At 36.6% G+C, this 14353-nt stretch carries 11 protein-coding genes; 5 read left to right on the top strand and 6 right to left on the bottom strand.

Annotated features, from left to right (window positions below; all coding sequences use genetic code 11):
- Window positions 1-763: 763 nt before the first annotated feature.
- Genes AN393_RS18975 through AN393_RS18960 form a run of 4 tightly spaced genes read right to left on the bottom strand, consistent with a single transcriptional unit; the run spans window position 764 to window position 5674 of the window.
- Window positions 764-2095, bottom strand: a complete 1332-nt coding sequence (locus AN393_RS18975) for a TniQ family protein (RefSeq protein ID WP_161804172.1) — start codon at window positions 2093-2095, stop codon at window positions 764-766.
- On the bottom strand, window positions 2095-3045 hold the full coding sequence (locus AN393_RS18970; RefSeq protein ID WP_024032700.1) for a TniB family NTP-binding protein: 951 nt from the start codon (window positions 3043-3045) through the stop codon (window positions 2095-2097). The genes AN393_RS18975 and AN393_RS18970 overlap by 1 nt, the downstream gene beginning before the upstream one ends.
- Entirely contained in the window at window positions 3039-5066 is a 2028-nt protein-coding gene (locus AN393_RS18965; RefSeq protein ID WP_055018898.1) for a DDE-type integrase/transposase/recombinase, read from the bottom strand. The genes AN393_RS18970 and AN393_RS18965 overlap by 7 nt, the downstream gene beginning before the upstream one ends.
- Entirely contained in the window at window positions 5063-5674 is a 612-nt protein-coding gene (locus AN393_RS18960) for a TnsA endonuclease N-terminal domain-containing protein (protein ID WP_024032698.1), read from the bottom strand. The genes AN393_RS18965 and AN393_RS18960 overlap by 4 nt, the downstream gene beginning before the upstream one ends.
- 686 nt (window positions 5675-6360) lie before the next feature.
- Between AN393_RS18960 and AN393_RS18955 the strand changes: the two genes are divergently transcribed.
- Both AN393_RS18955 and AN393_RS18950 read left to right on the top strand, forming a co-directional pair.
- Window positions 6361-6684, top strand: a complete 324-nt coding sequence (locus AN393_RS18955; protein WP_024032696.1) for a hypothetical protein — start codon at window positions 6361-6363, stop codon at window positions 6682-6684.
- Window positions 6685-7059: 375 nt separating this feature from the next.
- Window positions 7060-7650, top strand: coding sequence for a hypothetical protein (locus AN393_RS18950; protein ID WP_055018897.1), 591 nt, complete (start codon window positions 7060-7062; stop codon window positions 7648-7650).
- A 241-nt stretch (window positions 7651-7891) separates the two neighbouring features.
- On the opposite strand, the gene AN393_RS18945 is transcribed toward AN393_RS18950, so the two are convergent.
- Together AN393_RS18945 and AN393_RS18940 are read right to left on the bottom strand one after the other, a co-directional pair.
- Window positions 7892-9298 carry a cell wall metabolism sensor histidine kinase WalK gene (locus AN393_RS18945; protein ID WP_055018896.1) on the bottom strand — a complete coding sequence of 469 codons (1407 nt, stop codon included), beginning with the start codon at window positions 9296-9298 and terminating at the stop codon, window positions 7892-7894.
- Entirely contained in the window at window positions 9298-9972 is a 675-nt protein-coding gene (locus AN393_RS18940; RefSeq protein ID WP_024032693.1) for a response regulator transcription factor, read from the bottom strand. Before AN393_RS18940 ends, AN393_RS18945 begins: the two co-directional genes overlap by 1 nt.
- Before the next feature lie 173 nt (window positions 9973-10145).
- Between AN393_RS18940 and AN393_RS18935 the strand changes: the two genes are divergently transcribed.
- Genes AN393_RS18935 through AN393_RS18925 form a run of 3 tightly spaced genes read left to right on the top strand, consistent with a single transcriptional unit; the run spans window position 10146 to window position 14138 of the window.
- On the top strand, window positions 10146-12107 hold the full coding sequence (locus AN393_RS18935) for an LTA synthase family protein (RefSeq protein WP_055018895.1): 1962 nt from the start codon (window positions 10146-10148) through the stop codon (window positions 12105-12107).
- Window positions 12108-12109: 2 nt separating this feature from the next.
- Window positions 12110-13762 (top strand): phosphoethanolamine transferase, encoded by a 1653-nt coding sequence (locus AN393_RS18930; RefSeq protein ID WP_055018894.1) that lies wholly within the window; start codon window positions 12110-12112, stop codon window positions 13760-13762.
- Window positions 13752-14138, top strand: a complete 387-nt coding sequence (locus AN393_RS18925; RefSeq protein ID WP_024032690.1) for a diacylglycerol kinase — start codon at window positions 13752-13754, stop codon at window positions 14136-14138. Before AN393_RS18930 ends, AN393_RS18925 begins: the two co-directional genes overlap by 11 nt.
- The last annotated feature ends 215 nt before the right edge of the window (window positions 14139-14353 follow it).

The following is a 14353-nucleotide window of genomic DNA, read 5'->3' as shown; positions in this document are numbered from 1 at the left end:
CTTACTGTAATAGATGTTTTCAAGCGATTTCTCGTTGTTTAAGAAATTTACCTAATAAAAAACATAATTATTTTTAGAGTGTAATTTAGCTAATAAATCTCAATTTAAGTGCCGAATTTTATAATAAATCAATAACTTCTCAACGTGCCGTGAATTCTCGACTTAAGTGGCACTGATCAAAATGATCAGCGCCATATAACTTGAGAATCTCAGCCAAGTAATAAGATTTCAAAACAATAACTTAGCTTGTATTATTTATGGGTACTGCGCCTCTTAAATTGAGAATTATTTATAGCTAAAAACTGCCCCAACACAAATTCTCATCCAGCCAAAAAGTTCTCATTCTGCCTTGCATATTCTCATTCTGCCACTGAAGAACTCTGACTTGATTTTAATGAGCACATAATTAAGTAGATTCTGTATTCGGTAAATTAGTGGCGAACACTATACGCTAATATTTACTTAGTAAAAGTGTAGTAAATCGATTAGAAAATGGATTTTTAGGATAAAGAGAAATGAAGCCATTTAAGTGAAAGCTAAAATGCAGATATGCGAAGCTTCATTTGTAATGTTGAGTTAATTCAAATTTGGTTTGATTTAGGTTTAGTTATGGATGAAATTACTAAACCTTTATTAAAAAAGGGAAAGTTAAACTTATTGATATTCAGTCGATTAGTTTTAGTGAACTGCCGGTATTGTTATTAATAAAGCATAGACCGAGAAGATGTCTCGGCCTAAAAATTAAAGTTGAAATTACAAAGTACTAAATGTCGAGTGATAGCTGTTTGTTTTGCGTTTTCGCCAACTTCAAAGTATCACAATTAAGTATACGTTTTGAATTATTGCCATGAATGTAAACGGGCCTGAGCTTACCGGTATTAATCAACCTCATTAGTTCTACCTTTGGTATACCGGTGACTTCAGCTACGTTTGCAACGGACATCGTTTTATCTCTTATAAGTTGAGTATGTAATTTACAAAAGGTATCGAATGCTTCAGGCAAAACGTGTATGGAATGCATTAAGTCTAATGAAGGTTTGTATGCTATTGATAATTCTTTATTTTTAGCAGCTATCAGTACATCAGTTATACAGATATTATGAAGAGCCATAAAGCGACGTAGCTCAGAAAGGGGGACGTAATCTTTATTGTGGCTGAACTCGGCTAAAAAGGTATAAACACCTGATATTTCAACGCGAGTATCTGTTCTTAAGGCCTTTTTTGAATCAGTTCTTATCAATCCAACTTCGACTAAAAGAGCGATTTGTTTAAACGTTACCCCAATTATAGAGGAGGCTGTTTGAGCTTCAAACCAAAGCTGAGTTATGGGAGCTTTTGAACGAATATACTCGCTATTATACATTTCATATAGTGTGGATAATGACCCCCATTCACATAGCAAATTCTGAACAATAATTTCAATTTTGTGAAACTCAATGTTCAACGGTAGATCTGTTGGTACACGTTTAGCCCTTTCACTTAAGAATACTCTAGCACTATCTGGGTTATTAAGAATATCAGCCGCTCTATTTAATAATGTGGAGGTAATCTCCTTTGGTGGGAAACTCGTTCGTGTATTACTATCGTCAACTATCACTTTAGCTATGAGGTATGCATCGTGGACTTGTTCAGGTGATTTTAATTGATTATTCAATGGCATATGCGTTAAGCGTAAGCCGCACAAAGGTGATGTGCAGCGGCCATTTAGAAGATTAATGGTAAATTGCAGCGGTGAATTGCAATGAGGGCATTCGGATAAGAGGGCACACTCATGAATAATACAGTGTCGTAAAAATGGATTTTGCCACTGGGCCCTAAAATACCCATATTGGTTAACACAATCTGGACAAACTTGTGGCGTTAGCAATCTCGCATGTGTCCAGCACTTTATCTTTAATGATGATAAAGTGCGAGTTATAGGAATAAGGTGATCAAGGAGTTCGTTCTTTGTTGATCTACCTTTGATGATACTGGTTAGCATAGCCTTATTGAGTACGCGAGATTCTGATTGTATGCCATTTCTTTTAAGTAAACGAAGTACATAACCAATACCTGACTCCGCTTCATAGTAAGAGGGTTTTATTGGGAAACGCATTAGCATAACCCCGAATAGAACTGACTTCTAAGGTTTTTATCTTGCTCATTTAGATATGCATCTAATTGTTTTTTTGTTAAAAGTTCATAATCAAATGGATTGACAGCCCCAATTGCATATTTCTCAAAGTTTTCAAATAAGGCTTCTATAAGCTGATCATAGTTTTTTGCATTTCGTGTGTTATTACGTAAAAATAAATCGCGCATTGTACTCATGGTGTGCTCACTGTACGCAAGGTAAATACGATCAAGTAGCTCACTGTGCTCATCCTTTGTTAAATTTGGCAACCCAACTTGTTGAATGAACCAATTACAACAGGCAATCCAGTTTTTCGTTTTAGGAAGGATTGGCTTAATTTCAATGGGGCGCATTTGTCGACGAGACATCTGCTCGTCATCGTCAAATTTACCGGCGGTTCTACCAAATGTAATAAGGCGCTTAGCACTGCTTGTACCGGCGAAAATAATCGAACAACGGATCTTGTTGCTATCGATCAGATAGCAAAAATATTTAATAATTCGTTGAAACTCTATCCCATCATAACTTGAGGCAATATTCTGAATTTCATCAAGAATGATTAGCTCCACTTCTAGGTCTTTGAGAAGTGAGATAAGTTGGGCATCCAATTCAGCTGCAGTAGTGCGAGAATTTTGTGTTGTTCCCTCTAGCTCTGAAATTAAAAATCGAGTTATCTCTGCAGTACTTTTTTTAAACTCCTTAAAAGCGACATAAAAGATTGGTTTTGTCGTTTTTTCTGGCTTAGTAACAGGTAAAAACTGAGCGTGATACTGCTTTAATATATACGTCTTGCCAGCACCCGAGGCACCATAAATAAGTTGAGCTCGTTTATCCTCTGAAGGTACGTGATACATATTGTGGATTTCCGCTATCCTCTGCCATATCTTCATTTGTATGTCACATGCGAAAATTGTACTGGGCATAGTTACCATTGTTTTTCATTTCCTTCATCATCATTATAACGGGTAGAGGCCATTTCTCTGGTTTTGCTCACTATCGTATCTGCGTAGGTATCTTGTTCACCTGAGTGCGATATCTGTGATTTAAGTTCATTCACTTTATGAGATTTTTTTATTCGCTCTACAATGGATAAGTTCTCTTTCGTATTTTTATTGAAAGACGCTACCTTTGGGCCTCTGTGCTGTTTGCGTTTGGGCTTTTGCTTTACGAATTCAGTTATTTCACCGACATAGTGACCAGTAGGAGTATGGGAGAAAGTTTCTGTATATATTCCGAGTTGGGTCAGAGTTTGATTACCATTTAGTTCAGCAAAGCTGACTGGTAGTTTAGTATCATGATGGTCAATATTATCAGCCACTATTTCCACAGGATTGTTCTCGCCAGGCAGTGTTGCTTGAACTGTTACTTTTCTGGCATCTAGGTCGTCATGAAACACATAAACAGAGGGGTTTTCACCCAGCTCCATGTCTGTTTTAGTAGCCGCGTATAGTTGTTTTAGCTCATCACTGTAATAATCTTGACCTAAACATCTGATAGTTCCACGTTGCTGTAATTTATGTGAGGCCTGGGCTCTGGACACGTGGAAGCAATGTTGTAGCTGATCATATGTGAATGAAGGCATAGGCGTATCAATAATGGACTGATTCCATTTTTTGATAGGCGTATGGCCAGCCTGTTTATGGTGTTTGTGCATGTATTCTGTCAAAAATATATTCAGTAGCTTTGTAAAATCAGATACCTTTATATCCGCACGTTTAGCTAATGGAATTGTGTCGAGTGAGTTCGGGTTAGTACGTTTTCCTGAATAACTTTGAAATCCAATACTCGTCTCACCACTTTGCGTTTCAATCTTCATACCTGAAAAAAAGTGATCTCTTAATACGTTAAAAAATGACTCAATGAATGGCTTCTTAGCAGGTTGATTTGATGGTGTATAATGAATATTTAACTCAAGTCGCTCCGCAGCCTTTTTTATCAAACGATTATTAAACCCTGGGCCATTATCCATAATCAATGTAGTCGGTTTACGTCCATTCATTGTAAGATTACTATCCGCCATAAATATTTGACGTAAAAGGTTAAGCCCACCGGCAGAGTTTTCAGGTTCAAAGCTAAGCACCACAGAGATAGGTGCGCGTGTGTAAACGTCTATTGCTACATACAAAGAAATAGGCGGTGTCGGTAGACCTGTTTTATCATCAATTAAACACATATTTAGCACAACACGGTCGCATTCAACGCGTTGCATTGCGTAATAGGTTTTTATTCGTTTACGTAGCGTTGTTAGTCGCTTATTGATTTCCGCTTGTGAAAGACCTTTAAAATTAGCAAGTTTTTCGGCATCAGTAAGCTCTTGTAACCGGCGGTAAAAGGTGCGTTGTGATGCGATTTGAATCTCATTATTTTTCAAGCTAGCTTCTTGCGCTTCTCGTTTATAGTTACTGTAATATGCGCCTTTGAAAGCAGAGTTATTACACGAATAGACGGTAGCGATGTAGTGCTGTATGAAAGCCTCAGTGGCCGCATTTAGCCGTATAGGCCTATTACGCTTCACTCCCGCAAGCGCCTCATCATTAAAATCTGATTGAACCCATGCGCGCCAATGGCGACATACCGTTTTCCATTGCGGGTGTTTTGTGGCAATAGTTGCAGGATGTTGGCTCTCGACTCGTTTGATGAGCTCATCATATGTCTTCTTGGTTGTAGCAGGGTATCCTTCACTAACCAGTTCTTTCAAGATAGATTGATAAATCATTCGTGAGGTAACCGTTAACTTTTGATATTCTGTTAGTTCAATATGTGGATGCTGTGCCCTTCTTAATATAAAGCCTTGATCATCAATTGATTTCTCAAAGTCGTCTCGAGTTAATAGGCGCTTCTTAGTCTCTATACCATCACCGGAAAGGAGTATTGATGTACTGTCAACAAACGCAATAGATTCAACGTTACCGTACTTATTAGTCAAGTCAGTACCCGTAGCATATCCGATCATTTGAGGTGACCTCGCATCAATGTAGTAGAGGCGTTTAACGGCTTCTCCATATCGAATTTATATACATTTGATGCAATTAGTCCATAAGCCTCTGCCACTGGGTTTTTAGCTATACCCTCCAAGCATTCGATGAGTTCACCAAAGGTTAAATCTCCATCAGGCAGCATTGTTAATGGGAATGAATGCTCCGAGTAATACATTGTTATCAGATTAAGGTTCGCCATAAAGATAGTATTGAGCTTATCGACGATGATTAACCGTAAACCTATTTGTGCTTTTTTTCGGGTGTACTCATTAAAAAGATGAATTTTCGAGTGATACTCTTTATCAACCTGAGACTCATGATGAACTTCAATATATTCAGCGAAGCCAGAATGATATAGGACTAAGAAGTCGGGTGTATAGCGGTAAACTTTTTTGTCTATAGTCACTTCTATTTGCTCAGGCTGGGTGGCAAACAGCTTCACATTAGGGTCACATTCCAGTTTAAAAGCCAGGATCAGCTCCTGAAATGACTCGGGATTAAGTGCGCACTGATTTTTATGGGAGTAAAATCGTATAACAAATCGACCTCTGTGAACGTTAGCGTTCGTCTTTGTAACGGTCATAATTTCACCTCCCAAAAAATAAATGTCTTTACACTATAGATAATGGGTGATAAATTAAAAGGTTTATCTTTAGAATAGTTGTTCTTGGTAAGCATTTTTACATTATTCCTTTCGTCATAATTAGGCTTATCAATCCTTGGAGCCACTGAAAATTTTGTTTTATTTTCAAGGGTTAATCTCACTTTAAAATTCAAAAGTTAAGTTCAATGTTTTTTCTACGAGCAAATTATTTATTCTCAAAAAAAATTTATCTTTAAAGTACTGTGAAGGTTTCTCGAGTTGTTTTTACCTTATCCAAACCGATTTTATGTTTGTGTTTAACATGACGTTGTTATGTTCAAGTAAAACACCCAAAGTGAAATTAGTATTCAGTGCTGCTCCTAAAAGCTTAAATTTAAAATTTCACACCTAGCCCCCAGCAAGGTTGATGCTTTTCAAAAGGCAGTCACTATGATTGCAGATATTACAGAAATAGAGAAGGTTAAACTGGTCAGACCTCTCGCTATCTTCTTTAAGTGTCTTTGATTTGGGTTTTAAAATTCATAAAATGCCAGCGATATTAATTCTAGGTTAATTTAAGCATTTTTATTTTTTGTGTTTTTTAAGAAAAAAGAGGGGGTGTTCTTGTTTATTAAGTTAAGGTTAATGGAGGCTTAAATTTTTTTGTAAACAAGATGGAGTGACATATGAAACACAAGCCAGAAGGGTGGGTTGTTTTAACGTTTCAAACTATTGATAGCAAACCCTGCTATGTGTTGTTTTGTTCGTGGAAAAATGATGATGAATGGAGAGTAAGCTCAGGTTCAATGGTTCTACCTCACTTATCACCCTGTGGGAATTATTGGATTTGGCCTCAAATATCAGGCTCTGTATACGAGCTTCCCGTTGATGAAGAAAATGGCTATACCTTCTACACTGGCGCTGTATTAGATGAATTGTTAGTAAAAGGGTATCGCGATGGTACTAAGCTAAAGCGCATTGCACTTAAAGATATTATGGAAGATAAATAAGGCGATTATCGCCTTCTAATCTGTCTATTTTACTTTTAAAGGTCATGAGCTCTACATTACGGTAGATACCTAGGGGCTTTGGTAGGCAAAGATGAGAATCTGTATTATGTAAATATTGCTAGTTCTACATTAAAAGCTAATAAATGAATACATTAAAAGCTAATAAATGAATACAGTAAAAGCTAATAAATGAATACAGTAAAAGCTAATAAATGAATAGAGTACAGGTATAACTAACGCGCACTCCCTTAGTAATCCAGCCTAATAAAATTTGGCTAATATTCAATAAGATTCTGTTTGCGTTGCCGAAGGAGTTGATATTCTGGCTTCATTAATCTTTAATAAGCACAAATATTACTTCACAAAGGATTACTTATGGGAAAGGAACTCGATATTTATAAATTACACAAACCAGATAGAACATACGATATAATTGACCTAGATATCGTATCGATGGCAGACCAAATTGCCGAAGAAAATAACCTCAGTTATAAAGAAGCAGTAATATTAGCCAAGATTGGCTTTCCAAGCGGCAAAACTAGAATAACGGATATAGTCAAAAACGGATTTAGCTGCAAGGTTGAAAAAGAAGCTTTAAAGCAAGCCTACGACGTAAACTTATTTACGAATTACCTTGTTTTGAACCAAAAAGCGTATATTGCCCTAGGGAACTATCTGCAAGTATACGGGGAGTTTATACCGCTTAGGTGTGATAAAGAGCTAATTTTATTTAATCCACTCGTTTTCGAAGAAGAAGACGAATCTCTTACTGAAAAGGCTTACCTGAATGGTATTGAGGATGGCCTCAAATCCTTATCATTTAAATCAGACAAAAATCTTGTTTTTAAATCATGCATGCAAGGTGGGACAGCACTTTATTGTAATGCTGCGTTTAAATCTCTGGTTAATGAAAATAGCTTAAGCGGACTTTCTTTTAACAGTGATTTAGTTAGCATTTTTGCTTAACAAGATAAGCGCGTAATGTATTCATTTAATAAGATCTAACCAAAACTGTCAGATTTGAACAAATAAAGTCAATCAAATCGAACAGACGCATTTATTCCATGAGCGGACAGTGATAACAACACCCAGCTAAGCCGCAGAAAAGGTGTTGATTGTTTTATAGCTGCCAGAAAATTAAGTATATAGGAGCCTCTTCACATAATTGTACACCCCAGCCTTTATTTCTATGTAGTTAGTGAATAAGCTAATCCGTAGTTAAGGCTAAAGAAAATGTAATTTTTTTGTCACTAACTTTCGCGCTTAATTGCGCATCAATTGCTTTACTAAGCGTCTTAGCGATTGATAGCCCTAATCCAAAGTTATCAATCGATGTTCTTGAAGTGTCTTTTTGCCATAATGGGTCAAATAATTGGTCTATATCGCTATCATTCAAAGGTTCATTAAGGGAATTAGTAACTGATAATATTAAGTTTTTATCCCTTACAACTCTCGTGGAGACTAAAATTTTTGAATCGAGTGGACTGTATTGTTTCGCGTTGTTAACTAAATTGCTAAAAATTGATTCAAGGGCAAACAAGTTGCTCATAATTGCTGGTGCATTTTCATCCAACTGCAAATTTACACGTGATAAATCATGGGTTTCCAGTATTCTGCTAATAACTTGATTTAAATCACAGGCATCTCGCTTGTTCAGCTTACCTCCCCCGTATTTATGTAATAGCAATAAATTTGAGACTATATTTTTAAGTCTCAGGCTTATCTTCAAAGCTTCAGGCTTAAAGTCATCATTGAGCTCTTTTTCATTTGGAAACCGTATGGAGACTTCTGCCATATTAATTAGTTCGGCAATGGGCGTTTTTATTTCATGGGCAATATCTGATGTGAGGCGCTTCTCTCTTAGGTAAAGTTGCCTGTTCTCTTTAATAAAGGCATTTAAACTTTCAACAATTGGCAAGAGCTCTTTAACTGGCTCTTTTATAAATATCTCTGAGCCTTCACTGATAATGCTTAACTGACTGATATCCTTATTTAATTGTACCAATGGCGCAAGTGATGTATCTATGGCCTTTCTGACAAACAATCGAATAAATACAATAACTGTAATCGTCGTGACTATAAAAATAACGTCAATCAACCAAAGTACAAAATCAACTTCCTCAGAGGATGCTGTATAAGCTAAAATCATTGACTCACCGTCTGTCTTTTTAGAGGTGTCAACTGATGCATTATCTTTTACTTGTGGTATAAAACGACTGTAAAAAATTCGGCCATCTCGACCATCAGGTAGTTGAATAGGTCGTATTTTTGATTCGCCAATTTCCAAGTTTTCAAATGGTAGGTTTTTAACCTCAAATAAATCTAAACTTTTTGAGCGGATGGAGGTACCTTCTTTGTTCCATATTTGAAAGTATTCGGGCTCAACTTCTCCTGCGAACTCAGGCATAAACTCACTGGAAAAATTATAGGAATAACCATTATCGGTCTTATTTACTAAGGTCTTTAACATACCTGCTTTAGATTGCAGGCTGCGATCAAACTCATTGTCTATCCAGCTATCAACAGCAATATCAGTGGCCAACAATATGCATAAAACTAACCCTGTTATAGTTACTGAGAGAGTAATTACTAGTTTACTGCGAATAGATTTCATCATTGCCCTTGCACAATATAACCAAAGCCACGTTTGGTTTGAATTGGTAGCTCTCCCCCTGCAACTCTTACTTTTTTACGAGCAGATGATAAATGGGCTTCAATCGAGTTTTTCGATATTAAATCATACTGTCCTGCAAGATAGGTACTTAGCTTTTCCGCACTAAACACTTTATTTTGATTGCTAAATAAACATTCGACAATTTTGTACTCGTTGGGTGTTAAATCAATAACGTTGTCAGAAACTTTTAGCAGTTTTAACTGTAAATTCAGGGCTAAATTATCAATAACTATAATATCACTGACCATTTTTAGTCCACCACGACGCATTAAATTTAAGAGTCGAGCGTGAAGTTCATCAAATGAAAAAGGTTTAGTGAGGTAATCATCCGCTCCGGTTAGAAGCCCTAAAACGCGGTCTTCAGGTTCTTGCTTTGCGGATAAAATTAAAACTTTAGTATCAAGCTGTTTTGTTCTTATGGTTTGCAGTACAGTGATGCCATCGATACTAGGTAGCATAATATCAAGTATTACAAGCTCATATTCACCTGTCATTGCCATACTCAACCCTTGTGAGCCATCACCGGTTTCATCCACCGCAAAGCCCAAATTTGTTAAGCCAACCCGTAAACTACGTCGCAGTGACCCTGAATCTTCAATTATTAATAACTTCATGTTCTATTCGTTCACCTGAAAATACATCTTAATCACTAGGTTACGCTATATAACTTAAGTTTTACTTAAGGCTTCCTTAAGTTTTTATAGTATAGCCATTATTAAGTTTATCATCAGGATTTCTTAAGTTTCGATTTTTAGTATTGCTGCAATTTTTAAAGACGAGTACAACTATGTCAGCAAATACTTCCGTTTTAAAACCCTTGTTACGTTTTACACTTATATTGTTATCAATCTTTATAACTTCCCGAATTGGGCTATTGATATGGCAACATTCAAGATTAAATGATGGTGATATTTGGCCAGTCATTTCAGGTGCTATCAAAATAGACTTAAGTAGCGTTGGATACTTAGCAACTATTGGAGTGCTGATATTGATGCTGCATGTAATTGCACGCTCTAAAACAAAGCTATTCCAGCGCATGTTTTCGCTTTACGGTAGCATTATTGCGACTGTTGTTGTTATTTTAGAAACATCAACAGCTGCATTCATCACTCAATATGATGTAAGGCCTAACCGGTTATATATTGAATATCTTGATTACCCACAAGAAGTATTCTCGATGCTAATTCATGGTCACCTTTTAGCAATGCTAAGTACATTACTTGTGGCGACAATAACAAGTATTTACAGCTATCGCCTTTTATATAGAGCATTCACAAAACCACAAGTACAGCCACTGAAAAAAGTAGCTAATTTATCTATTCTTATGGGTGTTTTAATACTTTGTTTCCTTGCTGCCAGAGGTACATTGAGCCACCGGCCACTTAACCCTGCATTAGTCTATTTTTCTCAAGATTCACTAGTAAATTCACTTGTTCTTAACTCCACTTACAGTGTTGCGTTTGCGCTGAAAAACATGGGTAACGAAAAAAGTGCTAGCAATTTGTATGGCACAATGCCTCATCAGCAAGTTATAGATATAGTCAAAAAGGCTTCTTATCGTAAGCAGTTTGTCACCGGAAATATTCCGACCTTGGCACACAACAAACCTTTTGTTTCTGGAGTTAAAAAAAACTTAGTAATTATACTTGAGGAAAGTTTAGGTGCCCGATTTGTTGGACAACTTGGTGGGTTAGGTATAACTCCTGAACTTGATGAGCTATATCAACAAGGGTGGGGGTTTGACAACCTTTATGCTACGGGAACGCGCTCCGTGAGAGGTATTGAAGCAATTACCACTGGCTTTATGCCATCTCCATCTCGCTCGGTAGTTAAACTATCTAAATCCCAGCATAACTTTTTTTCATTAGCTGATGTATTGAGTCAACAAGGTTATATTACCCAATTTATCTACGGCGGTGAAAGTCATTTTGACAATATGAAAAGCTTTTTCCTAGGAAACGGATTTAACGATATTGTTGACATCAACCACATTGAAAACCCTCAGTTTATCTCATCTTGGGGCGCGAGTGATGAGGACTTATTCCAACAAGCAGATAAGGAACTGACTAAACTAAGTAATGCGGCAGTGCCATTTTTTAGTCTTGTATTTACTTCGAGCAATCACGATCCATTTGACATCCCACAAGGTAAGGTATCGCTACCTGAAGGGTATAGCCCTGAAAACTATAAACGTGATCTTGCAATTAAGTATGCAGATTACGCACTAGGGAAGTTTATAAATAAAGCAAAAACACAATCGTACTGGAAAAACACCGTATTTTTGGTTGTGGCAGACCATGATGTGCGTGTTTTTGGCTCTGAGCCCGTCCCTTTAAAGTCTTTTCACATACCTGCGGTTATTTTAAACAGCGATATGAAGGCTAAACGCGACTCAAGACTTGTTAGTCAAATTGACCTACCAGTTACTTTGTTGTCACTTTTAGGAATTGAACAAGCAACTCCAATGGTGGGCTTTGATCTCACCAAAAATTATCCAGTTGAACGCGTGATGATGCAGTACTACGACAATTTTGCATACCTAGAAAATGATCGCGCTGTCATCCTAATGCCAAATCAACAAACTAGCTATTGGCGCTATAACAAAAAAACCAAAATACAAAAAAGAAATAAACCGGAAAACGCAGATAAAACGTTAGCTGAAAAAGCACTCGCTCATGTGTTATTTAGCAACTTAGCTTACACAGAGCAGCTTTATCGTTTAGCTGATAAAAATAGCGATAAGGAATAATTATGAAAAATGCTTTTAAAATTTTTAACATTTCGTCTTGGCATGTAAGTTATAGTCATTTCGTTTTCTTAGTTTCGATGTATATTGTTATCGTATTTAATGGCTTGTTTTTATACAACACCTTTATTGCTGCAACACAGCCAGGCCATATAAATTGGCTTTTTATCACGTCTATTCCTTTAATGCTTTTCTCATTGACTATTTTAGTTTTGAGTTGGTTGTCCTTAGTTACTTTTGTTAAACCCGTACTTTTATTTAGCGTTTTACTTTGCTCATTATTGTTTTATTCAACACTTAATTATGGCGTTATTTTTGACAAAAGCATGTTACAAAATATTGTTGAGACAAACTCAGGTGAAGCATTTTCATATTTAAATTTTCAGCTTGTAATATTTGTAGTTTTATTAGGAATTGTACCTACTTACTTATTTTCCAAGTTCATAATTATTGGTAGTTTTAGAGTACGTTTAAAGAGCTTTGTGAAGCTAAATCTATTTGCTTTGCTTTGTTGTGCTTTAATAGCAGCAACCTTTTATAAAGAGTACGCTTCTGTAGGGCGTAATAACCGACAGCTTACAAGCTATATCACCCCGTTTGCTTTTTATACAGCGGGTTATAAATATTTGAGAGATAATTACTTTTACCCCCCCCTACCTTTTAAGGTACTTGATAATTTACCAGCTTTAGAAAATAAAACGACCACCTCGCTAACAGTAATGGTTGTAGGAGAAACTGCTCGGGCTGCTAACTTTTCACTGCAAGGCTATAGTAGAGCAACGAATGCTTATACCTCTAAGCTAGGCGTGAAATATTTTAGTGATGTTTCATCATGTGGAACGGCAACGGCTATCTCCGTGCCCTGTATGTTTTCACGGCTTAATCGCAAAGAATATGATTCGCGCCTTGCTAATAGTCAAGAAAATGTCCTAGACATTATCCAGCGTAGTGGTGTTGAAGTGACATGGATTGATAATAATAGCAGCTGTAAAGGAGTGTGTGCTCGCGTCAAATCAGAAAACATTGAGCCGAACAAAAAGCACTCGCTCTGTGACGGTGATTACTGTTTTGATGAAATATTAGTCTCGAAATTCAAAGACAGAATAGCTAAAAGTAACGTTAAGCATAAATTGATTATTCTACATATGATAGGTTCACATGGGCCAACTTATTATCGTCGTTACCCTGAACACGCAAGTTTGTTTAAACCTGACTGCGATCGAAGCGATATTCAGAACTGTACTACAACAGAGCTAACAAACACATATGATAACACTATTGCATACACAGACAGGGTATTGAGCGAATTAATAAAAGTATTACAAGAAAGTAACGAAACGGAAAAATCACTCTTGTATGTGTCAGATCACGGTGAGTCACTTGGTGAAAAAGGCTTATACCTTCATGGGTTTCCTTATGCACTAGCACCAACCGAGCAAACTCATATCCCAATGATTTTTTGGAGTAATAAGCTTACTGACTCTGAATTCAATCGCTGTGTTGAGTTGCAACACTCAAAAACATTTTCACACGACAATATTTTTGACACTTTGCTTGGATTAACTCATGTAAATAGCAACCAATACCAACCTATATACGATATTTTTAACGCCTGTAAGGCCGAAGCCTACAATGAGGGAATTCCCAATGCAGTTTGATAATGTAAATAAGCCGTCAGGTATTAATCGAGTATTTTTAGCTTTTAAAAATTCACAGCGTGCATTTAAATGGCTTGCCAAAAATGAAGCTGCTTTTAAACAAGAGCTTTTATTACTTGCTTTATCGCTAACTATTATTTCTATTTGGCAGATAGGTATTTACGAAAAGGTCATGCTCCTAATCTCTGTTTTATTTGTGATATTCGCAGAGATTGTTAATACAGCAATAGAAGCAACAATAGACAGAGTTGGCTTAGAAATTCATCCATTGTCTGGTCTCGCTAAAGATTTAGGCTCCGCAGCAGTACTAATTGCTCTATTGATATGTTCAGTCGTCTGGGTTGCTGTATTTATAAACTATATTGGTTATTTTTAAAATTTATCCAATCTCAATGACCGCTGATCGCTCAAATAAGGCCCCGAAAAATGGCTCATATAGCTATCTAGGTTAACGCTTTCAAAAAACAGAAGTATATTTCCGATAACTACCTTTGAATTCCTGTAAACGGAAGTTTGCTTCCGAAATATAGCAATATTGGGTTAGAAACCGGAAGTTTACTTCCGTTTTGTACTTTAAGATTATAAGTTGGT

The sequence above is a fragment of the Pseudoalteromonas sp. P1-25 genome (assembly GCF_001401805.1).
Lineage (GTDB): Bacteria > Pseudomonadota > Gammaproteobacteria > Enterobacterales > Alteromonadaceae > Pseudoalteromonas.
The sequence above is the reverse complement of the archived record's forward strand: the minus strand, read 5'-3'. Positions and strand labels throughout refer to the sequence as shown.

Excerpts from the sequence above, each read along its gene's own strand:
- AN393_RS18935 (WP_055018895.1), top strand. The coding sequence starts at position 10,146 with ATGTCAGCAAATACTTCCGTTTTAAAACCCTTGTTACGTTTTACACTT.
- AN393_RS18945 (WP_055018896.1), bottom strand. The coding sequence starts at position 9,298 with ATGAAATCTATTCGCAGTAAACTAGTAATTACTCTCTCAGTAACTATA.
- AN393_RS18965 (WP_055018898.1), bottom strand. The coding sequence starts at position 5,066 with ATGATCGGATATGCTACGGGTACTGACTTGACTAATAAGTACGGTAAC.
- AN393_RS18970 (WP_024032700.1), bottom strand. The coding sequence starts at position 3,045 with ATGGTAACTATGCCCAGTACAATTTTCGCATGTGACATACAAATGAAG.
- AN393_RS18950 (WP_055018897.1), top strand. The coding sequence starts at position 7,060 with ATGGGAAAGGAACTCGATATTTATAAATTACACAAACCAGATAGAACA.
- AN393_RS18925 (WP_024032690.1), top strand. The coding sequence starts at position 13,752 with ATGCAGTTTGATAATGTAAATAAGCCGTCAGGTATTAATCGAGTATTT.
- AN393_RS18960 (WP_024032698.1), bottom strand. The coding sequence starts at position 5,674 with ATGACCGTTACAAAGACGAACGCTAACGTTCACAGAGGTCGATTTGTT.
- AN393_RS18940 (WP_024032693.1), bottom strand. The coding sequence starts at position 9,972 with ATGAAGTTATTAATAATTGAAGATTCAGGGTCACTGCGACGTAGTTTA.
- AN393_RS18955 (WP_024032696.1), top strand. The coding sequence starts at position 6,361 with ATGAAACACAAGCCAGAAGGGTGGGTTGTTTTAACGTTTCAAACTATT.
- AN393_RS18930 (WP_055018894.1), top strand. The coding sequence starts at position 12,110 with ATGAAAAATGCTTTTAAAATTTTTAACATTTCGTCTTGGCATGTAAGT.
- AN393_RS18975 (WP_161804172.1), bottom strand. The coding sequence starts at position 2,095 with ATGCGTTTCCCAATAAAACCCTCTTACTATGAAGCGGAGTCAGGTATT.